The 15,666-nt window shown below is 69.5% G+C and carries 12 protein-coding genes; 9 read left to right on the forward strand and 3 right to left on the reverse strand.

The genetic code is table 11. The annotated features are described in order from the left end of the window. The first annotated feature begins 27 nt into the window (after positions 1–27). The 8 genes from M2317_RS09720 (at position 28) to M2317_RS09755 (ending at position 10,690) form a co-directional block, all read left to right on the forward strand. Positions 28–1,428 (forward strand): cell division protein PerM, encoded by a 1,401-nt coding sequence (locus M2317_RS09720; protein WP_429459626.1) that lies wholly within the window; start codon positions 28–30, stop codon positions 1,426–1,428. Between the two features lie 9 nt (positions 1,429–1,437). Further along, positions 1,438–2,025 carry a phosphoribosylglycinamide formyltransferase gene (purN, locus tag M2317_RS09725; protein ID WP_429459628.1) on the forward strand — a complete coding sequence of 196 codons (588 nt, stop codon included), beginning with the start codon at positions 1,438–1,440 and terminating at the stop codon, positions 2,023–2,025. Between the two features lie 34 nt (positions 2,026–2,059). Then, positions 2,060–3,667 carry a bifunctional phosphoribosylaminoimidazolecarboxamide formyltransferase/IMP cyclohydrolase gene (gene purH, locus M2317_RS09730; protein ID WP_429459630.1) on the forward strand — a complete coding sequence of 536 codons (1,608 nt, stop codon included), beginning with the start codon at positions 2,060–2,062 and terminating at the stop codon, positions 3,665–3,667. Positions 3,668–3,850: 183 nt separating this feature from the next. After that, a complete protein-coding gene (locus M2317_RS09735; protein ID WP_429459632.1) occupies positions 3,851–5,365 on the forward strand; it encodes a DNA-3-methyladenine glycosylase 2 family protein in 1,515 nt (504 codons plus the stop codon). Continuing rightward, entirely contained in the window at positions 5,362–5,856 is a 495-nt protein-coding gene (locus tag M2317_RS09740) for a methylated-DNA--[protein]-cysteine S-methyltransferase (protein ID WP_429459634.1), read from the forward strand. Before M2317_RS09735 ends, M2317_RS09740 begins: the two co-directional genes overlap by 4 nt. A 270-nt stretch (positions 5,857–6,126) precedes the next feature. After that, the gene (locus tag M2317_RS09745) at positions 6,127–8,028 is read left to right on the forward strand and encodes an ABC transporter ATP-binding protein (RefSeq protein WP_429459636.1); all 1,902 of its coding nucleotides are present in this window, start codon (positions 6,127–6,129) and stop codon (positions 8,026–8,028) included. After that, a complete protein-coding gene (locus M2317_RS09750; protein WP_429459638.1) occupies positions 8,025–9,833 on the forward strand; it encodes an ABC transporter ATP-binding protein in 1,809 nt (602 codons plus the stop codon). The genes M2317_RS09745 and M2317_RS09750 overlap by 4 nt, the downstream gene beginning before the upstream one ends. Before the next feature lie 53 nt (positions 9,834–9,886). Next, a complete protein-coding gene (locus M2317_RS09755) occupies positions 9,887–10,690 on the forward strand; it encodes a hypothetical protein (RefSeq protein WP_429459640.1) in 804 nt (267 codons plus the stop codon). Between the two features lie 81 nt (positions 10,691–10,771). On the opposite strand, the gene M2317_RS09760 is transcribed toward M2317_RS09755, so the two are convergent. Further along, complete coding sequence (locus tag M2317_RS09760; protein WP_429459642.1) at positions 10,772–11,230, reverse strand: GNAT family N-acetyltransferase; 459 nt, start codon at positions 11,228–11,230, stop codon at positions 10,772–10,774. 128 nt (positions 11,231–11,358) lie between these two features. On the opposite strand from M2317_RS09760, the gene M2317_RS09765 reads away from it, so the two are divergent. Further along, positions 11,359–13,575, forward strand: coding sequence for an NADP-dependent isocitrate dehydrogenase (locus M2317_RS09765; RefSeq protein ID WP_429459644.1), 2,217 nt, complete (start codon positions 11,359–11,361; stop codon positions 13,573–13,575). Positions 13,576–13,649: 74 nt separating this feature from the next. Here M2317_RS09765 and M2317_RS09770 read toward each other — a convergent pair whose 3' ends face one another. Together M2317_RS09770 and M2317_RS09775 are read right to left on the reverse strand one after the other, a co-directional pair. Then, a complete protein-coding gene (locus tag M2317_RS09770; RefSeq protein ID WP_429459646.1) occupies positions 13,650–15,131 on the reverse strand; it encodes a L,D-transpeptidase family protein in 1,482 nt (493 codons plus the stop codon). A gap of 124 nt (positions 15,132–15,255) precedes the next feature. After that, positions 15,256–15,663 carry a RidA family protein gene (locus tag M2317_RS09775; RefSeq protein ID WP_429459648.1) on the reverse strand — a complete coding sequence of 136 codons (408 nt, stop codon included), beginning with the start codon at positions 15,661–15,663 and terminating at the stop codon, positions 15,256–15,258. Between the last annotated feature and the right edge of the window lie 3 nt (positions 15,664–15,666).

Below are 15,666 nucleotides of genomic sequence, written 5' to 3' on the forward strand. Positions count from 1 at the left end.
GGCAACTCGTCGTAGTCTCGTTGAGTCATGCAACGCCTCCTCGTCGCGCTCCTCGCCGCCGTCGATGCCGCCATCGCGGCCGCCGTGGGGCTGACTGTGCTGCTCGCGCCGCTGACGCTGCTCTGGACGTTCGCCTTCGGCGGCGCGGCCGACTGGGGTGCCCTCTGGCCGGCGACAGGGCTCCTCTGGCAATTCGGGCACGCGGTCCCGCTGGGGATCGCGCTGTCCGATGAGATGCTCGTCGCCGTCGGGATCGGATCGGATGCCGCGGCGTTCGCGCTCTCGGTCACACCGATGGTGTTCCTGCTGTTCACGCTCGTCGCCGCCGCCCGATCCGGACGGCGGGCCGCGCGATCCGGCGCCTGGGGGATCGGAGTGCTCTCCGGCACCGTCGCCTTCACCGCGATCGCGGTCGGCGTCGCCCTGACGTCGCGCATCGCCGGTGTCACCGCTTCCCCGGTGCTCGGCATCCTGCTGCCCGCCATCTGCTACCTCGCCGGTGCTCTCGGCGGTGCGGTGGTCGAGGCGTGGCGCGAGGGCGATGGGGGAATCATCGATCGCATCCATGATGCGGTCGATGCCCTGGGGGACTACGGGCCCGTCGTCGCCGAGACCGTGCGAGGCACCGCGATCGTCACCGTGATCCTCACCGGCGTCGGGGCGCTGTCGCTCGCGCTCTCCGTCCTGCTGCGCGGCAGCGAGGTCGTGACGCTGTTCGAAGCGGCCAGGGTCGACGCCCTCGGGGTGACGGTCATCACTCTCGGCCACCTCGCGTATCTGCCCACGGCCGTCGTGTGGGCGGTTTCCTGGCTGGCGGGTCCCGGCTTCGCCGTGGGCGTCGGCACAGCCGTCTCCCCGGCGAGCACGCAGCTCGGCGTCGTCCCCGGCATCCCGATCTTCGGGCTGATCCCTGAGAACAGCTCGGTCTGGATGCTCATCGTCGTCCTGATCCCGGTCGCCGCCGGTGCGGTGGCGGGCTGGATGGTGCGTTCGCGTCTGGTCTGGGAGCAGTCCGCGGTCGGTGTCCTGCCGCGCACGGCGATCGCGGTCGGCATCGCGCTGCTGTCCGCCGCCGTTGCGGCGCTCGCCGCACTGGCTGCCTCCGGGTCGATGGGGCCGGGTCGCCTGGCCGAAGTCGGCCCTCATCCCGGCTGGTTCGCTCTGGCCATCGGCGCAGAGGTGCTCGTCGGCGCAGGCATCCTGCTGCTGTCGCCGCGCAACAGGGACGAGCTGGCCGAGGAGCGCACCGATCGCTGGACCGCCCGGATGGGGATGTCGCCGGTCGCGGTGGACGAGCCGATTTCGGCACCGCACGCGGCAGGGGCGTCAGCGGCGGCGGGCTCACCCGACGACGAGACGGCGCCGATCGAGGAGTCCGAGTTCTTCCGCGGGCACCGCGGCGACAGCGGCACGCCCGACCGCCGGTAGACTGACCGGGTGCTCACGGTCGCCGTCCTCATCTCGGGCGCGGGCTCCAATCTTCGGGCCCTCCTCGAAGCCGCCCGCCACCCCGATTTCCCCGCCCGCATCGTCGTCGTCGGTGCCGATCGCGATGCGGACGGTCTCGCGCACGCCGAAGAGTTCGGGATTCCGAGCTTCGCCGTGCCGTTCCGTTCCTTCGCATCCCGTGACGAGTGGGGCGAAGAACTCGGACGCCAGCTCGAGGTCTGGTCTCCGGATCTCATCGTGCTGTCCGGGCTCATGCGCCTGCTGCCGGCCTCCCTGGTGGCGCGCTACGCGCCGCACATCATCAACACCCACCCGGCGTACCTGCCGGAGTTCCCTGGTGCGCACGGCGTCCGCGATGCTCTCGCCGCCGGCGTCACCGAGACCGGAGCGAGCGTCATCGTCGTCGATGACGGCGTCGACTCGGGGCCGATCCTGGCCCAGGAGCGCGTCATGGTGCACCCCGGCGACACCGAGCACGCTCTGCACGAACGCATCAAGCCCGTCGAGCGGCGCCTCCTGATCGAGGTCGTCCGCGCCGTCGCGACCGGCGAGATCGATCTGACCACCGCTTCCTGATACCCGACGCCCCCGACGCACGAAGGAGCCCTCCATGGCCGGCCCCCGCCACGACCCCTCTCTCTACCGTGACCGCGACATCGTCCCGATCCGGCGCGCGCTGGTGTCGGTGAGCGACAAGACCGACCTGCTGGTGCTCGCCGCGGCGCTCGCAGACGCCGGCGTCGAGATCGTGTCGACCGGCTCGACTGCGGCGACCATCCGGGATGCCGGATACGACGTCACCGACGTCGCGGCCGTCACCGGTGTGGCCGAGATGCTCGACGGCCGCGTCAAGACCCTCCACCCCAGCATCCACGGCGGCCTGCTGGCCGACCTGCGTCTGGCCGACCACGAGCGCCAGCTCGCCGATCTCGAGATCGCGCCGTTCGAGCTCGTCGTCGTGAACCTCTACCCGTTCGTCGAGACCGTCGCCTCCGGAGCCGTCGGCGACGACGTCGTGGAACAGATCGACATCGGCGGACCCGCCATGGTGCGCGCATCCGCGAAGAACCATGCGAACGTCGCGATCGTCGTCTCGCCGGAGTCGTACCCCGCGATCGTCGAGGCCGTCGCGAACGGCGGCACCACGCATTCGCAGCGGCGCGAGCTGGCCGCCCGTGCGTTCGCGCACACCGCCGCGTACGACACCGCCGTCGCCGCCTGGTTCGCCGAGGGCACGCTCTCCGACGGCGGTGAGCTGCCCGCTCATCTGACCATCAAGGCCGAGCGCCTCGCCACCCTGCGCTACGGCGAGAACTCGCACCAGCGCGGCGCGATCTACTCGCGCGTCGGCGGGCACGGCATCGCCCAGGCGGTGCAGCTGCAGGGCAAGGAGATGTCGTACAACAACTACGTCGACGCGGATGCCGCGCTGCGCGCCGCGTTCGACATGGTGCTGCCGGCCGTCGCGATCGTCAAGCACGCCAACCCGTGCGGCATCGCGACCACGGCGCCCAACGCGCTCGACCCGATCGCCAGCGCCCACCTGCGCGCGCACGAGTGCGATCCCGTGTCGGCCTACGGCGGCGTGATCGCCACCAACGGCACCGTGACGCTCAAGATGGCCGAGAATCTCAAGGACATCTTCACCGAGGTCATCGTCGCCCCGGCGTTCGAGCCGGCGGCGCTCGAGGTCTTCAAAGCGAAGAAGAACCTGCGCCTGCTGCAGCTGCCCGCCGACTGGCGTCAGGAGCAGATGGATGTGCGCCTCGTCTCCGGCGGTCTGCTGCTGCAGGACGCCGACCGGTTCCCGGACGACATCGAGTCCGTGGCGAAGAACTGGGAACTCGTCTCGGGCGAGCGTCCGGCCGAGGAGGAGATGGAGAACCTCATCTTCGCCTGGAAGGCCTGCCGTGCGGTCAAGTCCAACGCCATCGTGCTGGCCAAGGGAAACGCGACGGTCGGCATCGGCATGGGCCAGGTCAATCGCGTCGACTCGTGCCGTCTCGCGGTCGAGCGCGCCGGTGACCGGGCGGCCGGCTCGGTCGCGGCATCCGACGCGTTCTTCCCATTCGCCGACGGGCCGCAGGTGCTCCTGGATGCCGGGATCACCACCATCGTGCAGCCCGGCGGATCGGTGCGCGATGACGAGGTCGTCGCTGCGGCGAAGGCCGCCGGTGTCACGATGTTCTTCACGGGGGAACGCCACTTCTTCCACTGATCCCCGTGCTTCTGCGGACACCCCCGGCGTGCATTCGCCGGGGGTGTCCTGGTTTCTGCGGGTGATGGCGGCGCCGCCGCGCATCGACCAGGACACGCGGGGGCGCGGCGTGCGGGACCGAGCTTCGACCGCCATGTCCGATTTCCGCGCGCACGCGGCATCCGGACGTGTCAGGGTTGAGGCATGAGCCTTCCGGTGATGACCTTCGATGAGCGGTACCGCGCCATCGACGCACGCGATGTCCGCTTCGACGGGCAGTTCGTCACGGCGGTCCGCTCGACCCGGATCTACTGCCGGCCCAGCTGCCCAGCCCGTACTCCGAAGCCCGAGAACGTCACGTTCTTCCCGACCAGCGCGGCAGCCCACGAGGCCGGCTACCGGGCCTGCAAGCGATGCCTCCCCGAGGCGGCACCGGGCTCACCGGAGTGGAACCTGCGCGGCGACGCCGCGGCGCGCGCCATGCGTCTGATCGCGGACGGCGTCGTCGAGCGCGAGGGCGTACCGGGGCTCGCCGCCCGGCTGGGGTATTCGAGCCGCCACCTCACCCGGCTGCTCACCACCGAACTCGGAGCCGGCCCGCTCGCCCTCGCCAGAGCGCACCGGGCCCACACGGCGCGGATGCTGCTCGTCGGCACGGACATGCCCATCGCCGACGTCGTGTTCTCCGCCGGTTTCGCCAGCATCAGGCAGGCGGGGGACACGATCCGCGAGGTGTTCGGCATGACGCCCTCCGAGTTGCGGGCACGACGCCACCGCACCGGGGCGTGCGCCCCGGGCGAGATCGATCTGCTGCTGCCGCATCGCGAGCCGCTCGACGCCGCAGGAATCTTCGCATGGATGTCCGCGCGGGCGCTGCCTGGCGTGGAACAGGCCACACCGACGTCTTTCGCCCGTCACCTGCGGATGCCGGGCGGGCCCGCCTGGTTCGAGATCCGCGAGCAGGACGGGCGACTCCGCCTGCGCGCGCGGGTCACCAGGCTGGGCGATCTCACGCCGCTGGTCGCGACGGCGCGCCGGCTGTTCGATCTCGATGCCGACCCGATGGCGGTGGATGCCGCGCTGTCGGCGCATCCGGAGCTCGCGGACGCGGTGGCGCGCACCCCCGGCATCCGCGTCCCCGGTGCGGCCGACCCGCACGAGATGCTGATCCGCGCGATGGTCGGTCAGCAGATCACGGTCGTGGCGGCACGCACAGCGCTCACCTCGCTCGCCGATGCTCTGGGCGAGGCGTCGACAGGCTCGGAGAGCGGTGACCAAGGCATCCTGTTCCCCACCATGACGGCGATCGCCGAGCGCGGTGCCGAGGTGCTCCGGGGGCCGGCGGCGCGCATCCGCGCGATCACTCACGCCGCGGCATCCCTGGCCGACGGCAGCCTGCGCCTCACGGTCGGCGACGACGCGGCGGAGCAGCGTGCGGCGCTCATCGCCATGCCGGGGATCGGACCCTGGACAGCCGACTACGTCGGCATGCGGGTGCTCGGCGATCCCGACGTCTTCCTCCCAGGCGACGTCGCGGTGCGCGCCGGTGCCGCCGCCCTCGGCATCCCCGCGGACCCGGCAGGCCTGACCGTCTGGGCGGGCCGCACCGCCCCGTGGCGCAGCTACCTCACCGCCCATCTGTGGCGTGCGGCGCCGGTGCGCCCCACCAGAACCCGCCCGATCCGAACCCGCCCGATCCGAACCGAGGAGTCCTCATGACCGCGATCATCCAGACCATCGACACTCCGGACGGGGCCTTCACGATCCTCGCCGACGACGAGCAGCGCGTGCTGGCGTCGGGCTGGACGGCAGACCGGGATGAGATCCTCGGACGGTTGGCTGCGACCGGCCGACCCTCCGACGTGCGGCCCGGGAAGACGGATGCCGCGGACGCCGCGCTGGCCTACTACGGTGGCGACCTCGCGGCGATCGACGCCGTCCGCGTCGCCCAGTCCGGCACTCAGATGCAGTTGCGCGGCTGGGCCGCGCTGCGGCGGATCGAAGCGGGCGACCCCCTCACCTACACGGGATTCGCCGCGGCGCTCGGGCAGCCAGGGGCGGTCCGCGCCGCGGCATCCATCTGCGCCCGCAACGCACCGGCGCTGTTCGTGCCGTGCCACCGGGTGCTCCGGACCGATGGGACGCTCGGCGGCTTCGCGTGGGGCCTCGATGTGAAGGAGTCCCTGCTGGCGCGCGAAGCCGCGGCCTGACTGACACGATTCATTTCGTCCCCGCGAAGTATTGCACTCAGCCGGTTCACAGGCATAGGCTGGAGGGCTGTCGCGCCGACCGGGCGGCATCACTGAACCCGAGGAGGACATCATGATCTCGATCGCCGTCGCACAGGTCTTCGCCCCGGGTATCCGTGTGGCGATCCGCCGCGGGTAGTTCCGCACCCGTCTCCGCTTCTCCGTCGCCGCGGTGATCACCGTCGGCGCCCCTCTTCGTCACCTCTTCTCGCCTCGTCACTTCTGAGAGTCATGTCTGCCACGCCTGCTACGCACACCCCTCCTTCGTCCGCCTCTCTCTCCACTCCAGCCGCCCTCTGGCGCCTGAAGCCCTTCGTCCGTCCCATCGTCTGGCGCCTCGTCGGCGGTGCCGGAAGCGCCCTCGCCGCCGCGGTCATCGCGCTGATGGTGCCGATCGTCCTCGAGCGGGTCGTGCGCGGCCTCGACGACGACACCGGCACGGTCAACATGGGTCTGATCGTCGGCGGTGCCGCCGTCGTGCTGCTGCTCGGCTTCGGCGAGGCCGCCATGGTGTGGCTGCGCCGCTGGTTCGTGCTGACCCCAGCCACCGAGGTCGAGTACCGCATGCGGTCGGAGATCTACGCGCGCCTGCAGACCCTGCCGGTCGCATTCCACGACCGCTGGCAGTCCGGCCAGCTGCTCAGCCGCATGATGCAGGACATCGGCCTGATCCGGCGGTGGATCGCGTTCGGGCTGATCCTGTTGGTCGTCAACATCCTGACCATCATCATCGGCTCGGTGCTGCTGTTCCAGTGGCATTGGCTGCTGGGCGTCATCTTCCTCGTCACCGGCGTGCCGATGTGGATCCAGGGCTATCTCTTCGAGAAGCGCTACGGCGCCCTCGCCAGGCAGAGCCAGGATCAGGCCGGCGACCTCGCCACGAGCGTGGAGGAGAGCGTCCACGGCATCCGCGTGCTCAAGGCCTTCGGGCGTGGACAGCACGCCCTTCGCCGGTTCAGCTCGCAGGCCGAGACGCTCAGGGAGACCGAGCTCAACAAGGCCCGTGCCGTCGGCAAGATCTGGTTCTGGTTGGATCTCATGCCGCAGGTCGCCTTCGGCCTGAGCCTCATCACCGGTATCTGGCTGGTCTGGCAGGGCGCGATCGACCTGCCGCAGCTGTTCGCGTTCTTCGCGATGGCGACCGTGCTGCGGTGGCCGATCGAGTCGATCGGCTTCCTGTTCTCGTTCATGCTCGACGCCCGCACCGCGACCGATCGCGTGTTCGACATCTTCAACGAGACGAACACGATCACCGACCCGGCGAACCCGGTGCACATCGCCGAGCCCCGCGGAGAGCTCGCGTTCGAGAACGCGCACTTCCGCTACCAGGATGCCGGGGCCGCCGAGCGCGACCTGCTCGACGGCATCGACCTCGTCCTGCGCCCCGGCGAGACCATGGCGCTGGTAGGACTCACCGGTTCGGGAAAGACGACGCTCACCACGCTGCCGGCGCGCCTGTACGACGTCACGGGTGGTCGCGTGACGCTGGACGGCGTCGACGTGCGCGAGCTCCCCCTGGCCGAGCTGCGCACGCACGTCGCGATGGCGTTCGAGGACGCGACGCTGTTCTCGGCGACCGTCCGCGAGAACGTGCTGCTCGGCCGCGCCGATCTCGATCCGAACAGCGACGAGGGAGAGCGCGTGCTCCGCGAGGCGCTCGACGTCGCCCAGGCCGGCTTCGTCGACACGCTGCCCGAGGGCACCGAGACAGTCATCGGTGAAGAGGGTCTGAGCCTCTCCGGCGGCCAGCGGCAGCGTCTTGCTCTCGCACGCGCGGTCGCCGCTGCGCCGAAGGTGCTCGTGCTCGACGACCCGCTTTCGGCGCTCGACGTCGACACCGAGGCGCTCGTGGAGGAGGCCCTGCGGCACGTCCTCGCCGAGACGACGGCCCTGATCGTCGCGCACCGGCCGTCGACCGTGGCGCTGGCCGACCGGGTCGCGCTGCTGGAGGCGGGCAGAGTCACCGCCGTCGGCACGCACTCCGACCTGCTGAAGACGAGCGCGCACTACCGGCACGTGATCTCGAGCCTCGAGGCGGAGGAAGCGGCTCGCACGGGCACCATTCCGATCATCACCGAGGAGATGCTCGCCACGGAAGGATCGGCCACCGAGGACGAGGAGGTGCAGGCATGACCCTCACCGGAACCCAGGGCGAGGATCGCTCGAACTACACCCGCGAGGAGAGCCGCGCCATCCGGCAGCGTTCGCTGCGCCTGCTCGGTACGCTCGTCGCGCCGCTGCGCGGTCGGATCACGCTCGCCGCCGTGGTGCTCGTCATCTCGACCGCGCTGCAGGTGTCCGGCCCGATCCTCATCGGCATCGGGTTGGACAACGCCCTGCCCAGACTGCTGAACGAGGCGGACTGGATGCCGGCGATCGTCGTCACCGGCGTCTACCTGTTCGCCGGTGCCGCCGCCGCGGCGCTGATCGGCTGGTACGTCGTCATCGCGGCCCGCATCACCCAGGCCGTGCTGCTGGATCTGCGCAAGCGCATCTTCCTGCACACGCAGCGGCTGAGTCTTGAGTTCCACGAGTCGTACACCTCCGGACGAATCATCTCCCGCCAGACGAGCGATCTTGACTCGATCCGCGAACTGCTCGACGGCGGGCTGAACAACCTCGTCTCCGGCGTGCTGTTCGGCGCGTTCACGTTCATCGCGCTCGTCGTGTGGGACTGGCAGTCGGGAGTCATCCTGCTGCTCGCCGGCGTCCCGCTGATGCTGCTGATGCGCTGGTTCTACTCGCGATCGCAACTGGTGTACCGCGAGTCGCGGGTGATCAGCGCGAAGGTCATCGTGCAGTTCGTGGAGACCATGACCGGCATCCGCGCCGTCAAGTCGTTCCGCAAGGAGCCGCGCAACGATAAGACGTTCCAGAAGCTCGCGGGCGATTACCGTGACGTCAACCGCCGGTCGATGGTGCTGTTCGGCACGTTCGAGCCGGGGCTCATGGCCGTTGCGGCCTTCACGACCGCGCTCGTCGTGCTGTGGGGCGGGGTTCGCGTGTCGACCGGTGCGATCGGCGTCGGCGTGCTGCTGAGCGCGGTGCTGTACGTGCGCAACTTCTTCGCGCCGATGCAGGAGATCGCGATGTTCCTGAACTCCTACCAGTCGGCGACGGCTGCGCTGGAGAAGGTCTCGGGTGTCCTCGAGGAGGTGCCCACCGTTCCGGATCCGACGAAGCCTGTCGACCTGTGGGAGTCGCGCGGGCACATCTCGTTCGATGAGGTCACCTTCGGGTACAACGGCGAGAAGACGATCCTGCCGAACTTCTCGCTCGACATCCCGGCCGGTCAGACCATCGCGCTGGTCGGCACCACCGGTGCGGGCAAGTCGACCCTGGCGAAGCTGATCTCGCGCTTCTACGACCCGTCGAAGGGGCGCGTGACGCTGGACGATGTGGATCTGCGCTCGCTGCACCCGAAGGATCTGCGCCGCGCCATCGTCATGGTGACGCAGGAGGCCTACCTGTTCAGCGGGACGGTCGCGGACAACATCGCGCTCGGCAAGCCGGATGCGACGCTGGACGAGATCAGGGCTGCCGCGAAGGCGGTCGGCGCCGACGAGTTCATCTCCTCGCTGCCGGACGGCTACAGCACGGACGTCAACAAGCGCGGTGGCCGCGTGTCGGCCGGTCAGCGTCAGCTGATCTCGTTCGCGCGTGCGTTCCTCGCCGACCCGGCGGTGCTGATCCTCGATGAGGCGACGGCGTCGCTGGACATCCCGTCCGAGCGGCTCATCCAGGACGCACTGCAGACCCTGCTCGCCGACCGCACGGCGATCATCATCGCGCACCGGTTGTCGACGGTCGCGATCGCCGACCGTGTGCTCGTGATGGAGCACGGCAGGATCATCGAGGACGACACCCCTGCTGCGCTCATCGGCGGCACGGGCAAGTTCGCCCAGCTGCACGCGGCCTGGCAGGAGACACTGGTCTGATGCCTGACCGGGGGCGGATGCTTCGGCATCCGCCCCCGGTTAGCATGAAGGACATGGACCCCCTGCTGCTGGCCGAGTTCTGGTGGGCGGTGCCTGCGGTTGCCGGCGCCGTGGGGGTCGGGGCGTGGGGAGTGCACCGAGTGAACGCCGAACGACGGCTCGCGTACGACGCGGCGAGGATCGAACTGCGTGAGGCGGTCGCGGCGGCGACCGCGGCGCAGAACGCGGCACGCGTCGCCAGAGCGGATCTCGCGCGGATGTCCGCCGATCGTGCTGCATCGCGGGCGAGCCTGGAGGACGTCAACCGTGCTCGACGCGACCTGCAGACGGCACAGCGCGATGCGAAGGCGTCTTCAGCCGCCGTCAAGGCGCTGCGCGTCCGGGTGGCCGCTGCACGCACGGAGATCCCGTCGAGGTCGGAGCCGACGCCCCTGGAGCGGCTGCGCGCACAGCACGACACCGTGCTCGTGCGATGGATGCAGTACGAGACGGACCCGGCGCGACTCATCGCGTATCCGACCATGAGCGACGCGCATGCTCCGGCGACGGCGGCGTTCCTCGCAGCCCTCGAGCAGGCGCAGCAGAATCGCCCGGCGCCGGGGAAGGTCGCACCGGCCGAGTTCACCGCCTATCGGCTTGCGGTCGTGCGTCTGGAGCGCGCGTTCGACGATGCAGAGGAAGCCGCGCATGCCGCCGCCGGAGAGCGCACCCCGCCCGGCCAGGGCTGGCAGGATGCCGCACAGCAGGTCATCACGCTCTCGGCCGATGCGCTCGATCGCGCCGCAGCCGCCGCGGCATCCGCCATCGCGGCCTGGCGCGAGCGGCCGGGCTCGGGCAACGGCGGGAACGCGCGCTGACCTTCTCCGCGCCGTTCGGGCACGGAGAAGGAGGCGACGGGGTCTCGGTGGGGGAGGGGATCCGAGGCCCCGCCGCCGGTCTCAGGAGTCGATGCGGATCTCGGCGATGACCTCGCCGTACTCGGTCTCGCCGACGGGCGAGAAGCCGACGCGGTTGAAGAAGGCCTCTGGACCGCCCTCGCCCGCTTCGTAGATGACATCGACGTGATCGAAGCCGCGCTTGCGCGCTTCCTCGACGAGTGCCTCGACCGCGAAGCGGCCGACGCCGCGGCCCTGGTCGTCGGCGTCGACGTTGATCCGCCAGAGCACGGAGCGGAAGTGCTCCTCCGGCGCTTCGGGGTCGAAGTTCGCGCTGACGAAGCCGACGACCTCGTTGCGGTCGAGCACGACGCGCTGCCAGGAGGTCTTCGGGTTGATCACCGTGGCGGCGATCCCGTACGAGACCGGGGCGAGGAACTGCTCTTGCCCAGGCTTCAGGGACAGGTTGTTGACGGCGACGATCGTCGCAGCAGACAGTTCGACCACTTGCAGTTCCGACATAAGCCCAGGGTAACCGGTCACGGTGGTTCTGACACCAGAGCGCGTCATGAATCCGTCGATGAACGCCGTGTCGAGCCCTCAGGTATCTTGGTATCGAGACAAATGCCCTCGTGAACGGAGATCTCCCGGTGACCGACGACGCCATCATCTACACCTACACGGACGAGGCACCGGCTCTGGCCACCGCTTCGCTCCTGCCGATCGTGAAGGCGTACGCCGGAAAGGCGGCGATCGCGCTCGAGACCCGTGACATCTCGCTCGCCGGGCGCATCCTGTCCGCGTTCCCGCAGCGGCTGACTGCCGACCAGCAGGTCTCCGACGCGCTCGCCGAGCTGGGCGGCCTTGCCACGACGCCCGAGGCGAACATCATCAAGCTGCCGAACATCTCGGCGTCCATCCCGCAGCTGAAGGCGGCGATCGCCGAACTTCAGTCGCAGGGCTTCGACGTGCCCGACTTCCCGGACGAGCCGTCAACGCTCGAGGAGAAGGACGTCCGCGCGCGCTACGACCGCATCAAGGGCTCGGCTGTGAACCCCGTACTGCGCGAGGGCAACAGCGACCGTCGTGCTCCGCTGGCCGTGAAGAACTACGCCAAGAAGCACCCGCACCGCAACAAGCCGTTCGCGGCGGGTTCGAAGACGCGCGTCGCGACGCTCGGCCACGACGACTTCAAGGCGAACGAGAAGAGTTGGGTCGCCCCCGGTGACGATGTACTGACGATCCAGCACGTGGCCGAGGACGGCACCGCCACGGCGCTGAAGGAGAACCTCAAGGTGCTCCCCGGCGAGATCATCGACGCCACCTTCCTCTCCGCTGCGGCGCTGGACGCCTTCCTCGCCGAGACGCTCGCCGCCGCCAAGGCCGACGACGTGCTGTACTCCGTGCACCTCAAGGCGACCATGATGAAGGTCTCCGACCCGATCATCTTCGGTCACGTCGTCAAGGCCTACTTCGCCGACGTGTTCGCGCAGCACGGCGACGCGCTCGCGTCCGCCGGGCTGAGCGCGAACGACGGGCTCGGCTCGATCCTGTCGGGTCTCGCGGACCTCGAGGGCGGCGAGACGATCGCCGAGGACTTCTTCCGCGCGATCCAGAACGGACCCCGTCTCTCGTACGTGAACTCCGACAAGGGCATCACGAACCTGCACGTCCCGAGCGATGTCATCGTGGATGCCTCGATGCCGGCGCTCATCCGCAACGGCGGCAAGCTGTGGGGTGTCGACGGCGGCGAGGACGATACGCTCGCGGTCATCCCGGATTCCTCGTACGCCGGCGTCTACCAGGCGACGATCGACGACGTCATCGAGAACGGACCGCTGGACCCGGCCACGATCGGCACCGTGCCGAACGTGGGTCTCATGGCGCAGGCGGCTGAGGAGTACGGCAGCCACGACAAGACCTTCGAGGTCACCGCGGCCGGTCGCATCCAGGTCGTCGCCTCGAATGGGGAGGTCGTCCTCGAGCACACCGTGCAGCCGGGCGACATCTGGCGCGCCACGCAGACCAAGGACATCGCGATCCGCGACTGGGTGAAGCTGGCTGTGTCGCGCGCCCGCGCCACAGGGTCGCCGGCGGTGTTCTGGCTGAACCCGGAGCGCTCGCACGACGCCGCCCTGATCGCGAAGGTGAACGAGTACCTGAAGGATCACGACACCGCGGGCCTCACGATCGAGATCCTCACTCCCGAGGACGCCACGCGCTACTCGCTCGAGCGCCTGCGTCGCGGCGAGGACACCATCTCGGTCACCGGCAACGTGCTGCGCGACTACCTCACCGACCTGTTCCCGATCCTCGAGGTCGGCACTTCGGCGAAGATGCTCTCGATCGTCCCGCTGCTCGCCGGTGGCGGACTGTTCGAGACGGGTGCCGGCGGATCGGCCCCCAAGCACGTGCAGCAGCTCGTCGAGCAGAACTATCTGCGCTGGGACTCGCTGGGCGAGTTCTTCGCGCTGGCCGCGTCGCTCGAGCACTTCGCGGACTTCGCCGGGAACGAGAAGGCCCGCGTGCTGGCCGAGACGCTGGATGCCGCGACCGGCACGTTCCTCGAGGAGGACCGTTCGCCCGGACGCGCCCTCGGTACGATCGACAACCGTGGCAGCCACTTCTACCTCGCGCTGTACTGGGCGCAGGAGCTGGCCGCGCAGACGAAGGATGCCGAGCTCGCCGCCGCCTTCGCTCCCGTCGCCGAGGCGCTCGCCGCCAAGGAGCAGGAGATCGTTGCCGAGCTGAACGCCGTGCAGGGCTCGCCTGTCGACATCGGCGGGTACTACCGTCCGGATGTCGCGAAGGTGGCGACGGTCATGCGCCCGTCCGTGACGCTGAACGCGGTGATCGACTCCCTCTGACCCACTGGTACGGAAAAGGCGGATGCTGAAGCATCCGCCTTTTCCGTACCCTGCGCCTGTGGCGCAGGCGAGTGTCAGTTGTGGACGTTGACCTCGAGGCCGTCCGGCGCCCACTCGAAGACCCACTGCGCGGCCGACACCGGCATGTTCACGCAGCCGTGGCTCATCACGTTGCCGAAGTTGTTGTGCCAGTACGCGCCGTGGAAGGCCTGGTCGCCGTTGAAGTAGGTGACCCAGGGGACGTCAGGCGTGCGGTACTTCGTGCCGTCGCCGTTGTTGCCCACCATGTCCTGGATGCGCACGTGCGCGCGGATCTTGAAGTTGCCGGTCTCGGTCTCGTGTCCGGGCTTGCCGGAGGAGATGGCCCAGGAGTTGACCAGCTTGTCGTTCTCGTAGAAGTTGGCGCGCTGCGATCCGAGGTCGACCTCGGCGCGACGGACGAGTCCAGTCGTCTCGAACGGGGTCTCGGTGACGGCCAGCGCGAAGTTGGCGTTACCGTCGGCCAACTGCGCGGCGAAGTCGTCGGCCACCGCAGAGGTGTCGCCGAGGGCGCGGCCGGTCTGGCCTGCCTGGACCTCGCGCAGCACGTTGCCGCTCGAGTCGGTGATGTTCGTCGCGTTGACCGGTGCGCGATCCACCGCGGCGGCCAATCCGTCGACCGTGGGCTGGATCGCGGCGGAGTCCGCCGTGATGGCCAGCTGTCCGTCGACGTTCTCGACGGTCAGCCACGTGGCGGCGACCTCGGGTGCGACGGGAACGGTGCGCTCCTCGCCGACGTAGAAGCCGATGGTGGAGAGCATGGTGTTCAGCTGCGTCGCGGTCTCCTGCGCGGCCTCGGTGGAGATCTGGGGCAGCGCCTCGGTGGGGTCGCCGGTGAATTCCAGCTCGGACTTGCCGTCGCCGATCGCCTCGACGAAAGCGGCCGACAGCGCGTCGACGCTGATCCCGGTTCCGGGCTCGGCGGGGGTGGTGACGTAGGTGCCAGTGGCGCTGTCGAAGACGATCGTGGCATCCGTGGCTTCGGAGTACGACGCGGGCGATGCCGAACGCAGTGCGCTCTCGGCCGTTCCGGCGTCGAGTGAGATCGTCGCAGGGATCGGGTCAGCACCCCACTGGCTGATGTTCCAGAGCGGCCGGTCGGCGAAGGCCTGATCGGCCAGCGCCTCGGCGTCGACGGAGGCGCCGAGGTCGGCGCCGGTGACGACGACGTCGCCGCCCATGCCGGTCAGGGTGATCTCGGTCTCGGCGAGACGGTTGCTGATGGTCTCGGCCGCCATGCCGGGGGTGAGCCCACCGACCTGGACGCCGGCGACGCTCGTGCCGGGGGCGATGAGGACCATGGATGCCGCGGCGGCACCGAGCACGACGACGCCGGCCCCGATGCCGACCCACAGGCCGATGCGCTTCTTCTTGGGCGCCGGTTCGAGCGGAGCCCACTCCGCGTGCTGATCGGTGGGAGGCTGCTCGCCCGTGCCGGACGCGCTCAAGGTCACGGCTTCGTCGACGACCGCGGTCTTCGCGGTGTCGGAGCCGGATGCTGCAACAAGATCGGTCACGATCTCACCCCCCGTGATCGGCGTGACGCGTATGTCCCTCTATCGTACGGGATCGCTTATCACGGAATGGCAACGGTCGGCAACTTCACCGCTGTTCACCGGGAGCCGGCGGGCGATGGCGATCTCAGGCGTCGACGATGGCGATGCCGTCGATCTCGACGAGCATCTCCTCACGCGGGAGGCCGGTGAACACGGTGGTGCGCGACGGCAGGACGCCGCTGGGCGTGTGGGCTTCGACGAATGCGCCGTAGGCCTCGTTCATGATCGCGAAGTCCTCGCGCTTCGTGAGGTAGACGCGCAGCATCACGACGTCGTCGAAGGTCGCGCCGGACGCCTCGACGATCGCCTTGACGTTCTCGAGCGTGCGGGTGGTCTGCGCTGCGACATCACCGGGGAACAGATACTCGTTCGTGGCCGGGTCGACGGGACCCTGTCCGGAGACCTGCACGAACGGGCCCTTGCGGATGCCCTGCGAGAAGGTGTGCGCCGGTGCAGGGGCGGCGTCGGTCGTGACACGGATCTTCGAGCTCATGGG

Origin of the sequence: Microbacterium sp. ZKA21, assembly GCF_050434165.1 — a bacterium.
Taxonomy (GTDB): Bacteria; Actinomycetota; Actinomycetes; order Actinomycetales; family Microbacteriaceae; genus Microbacterium.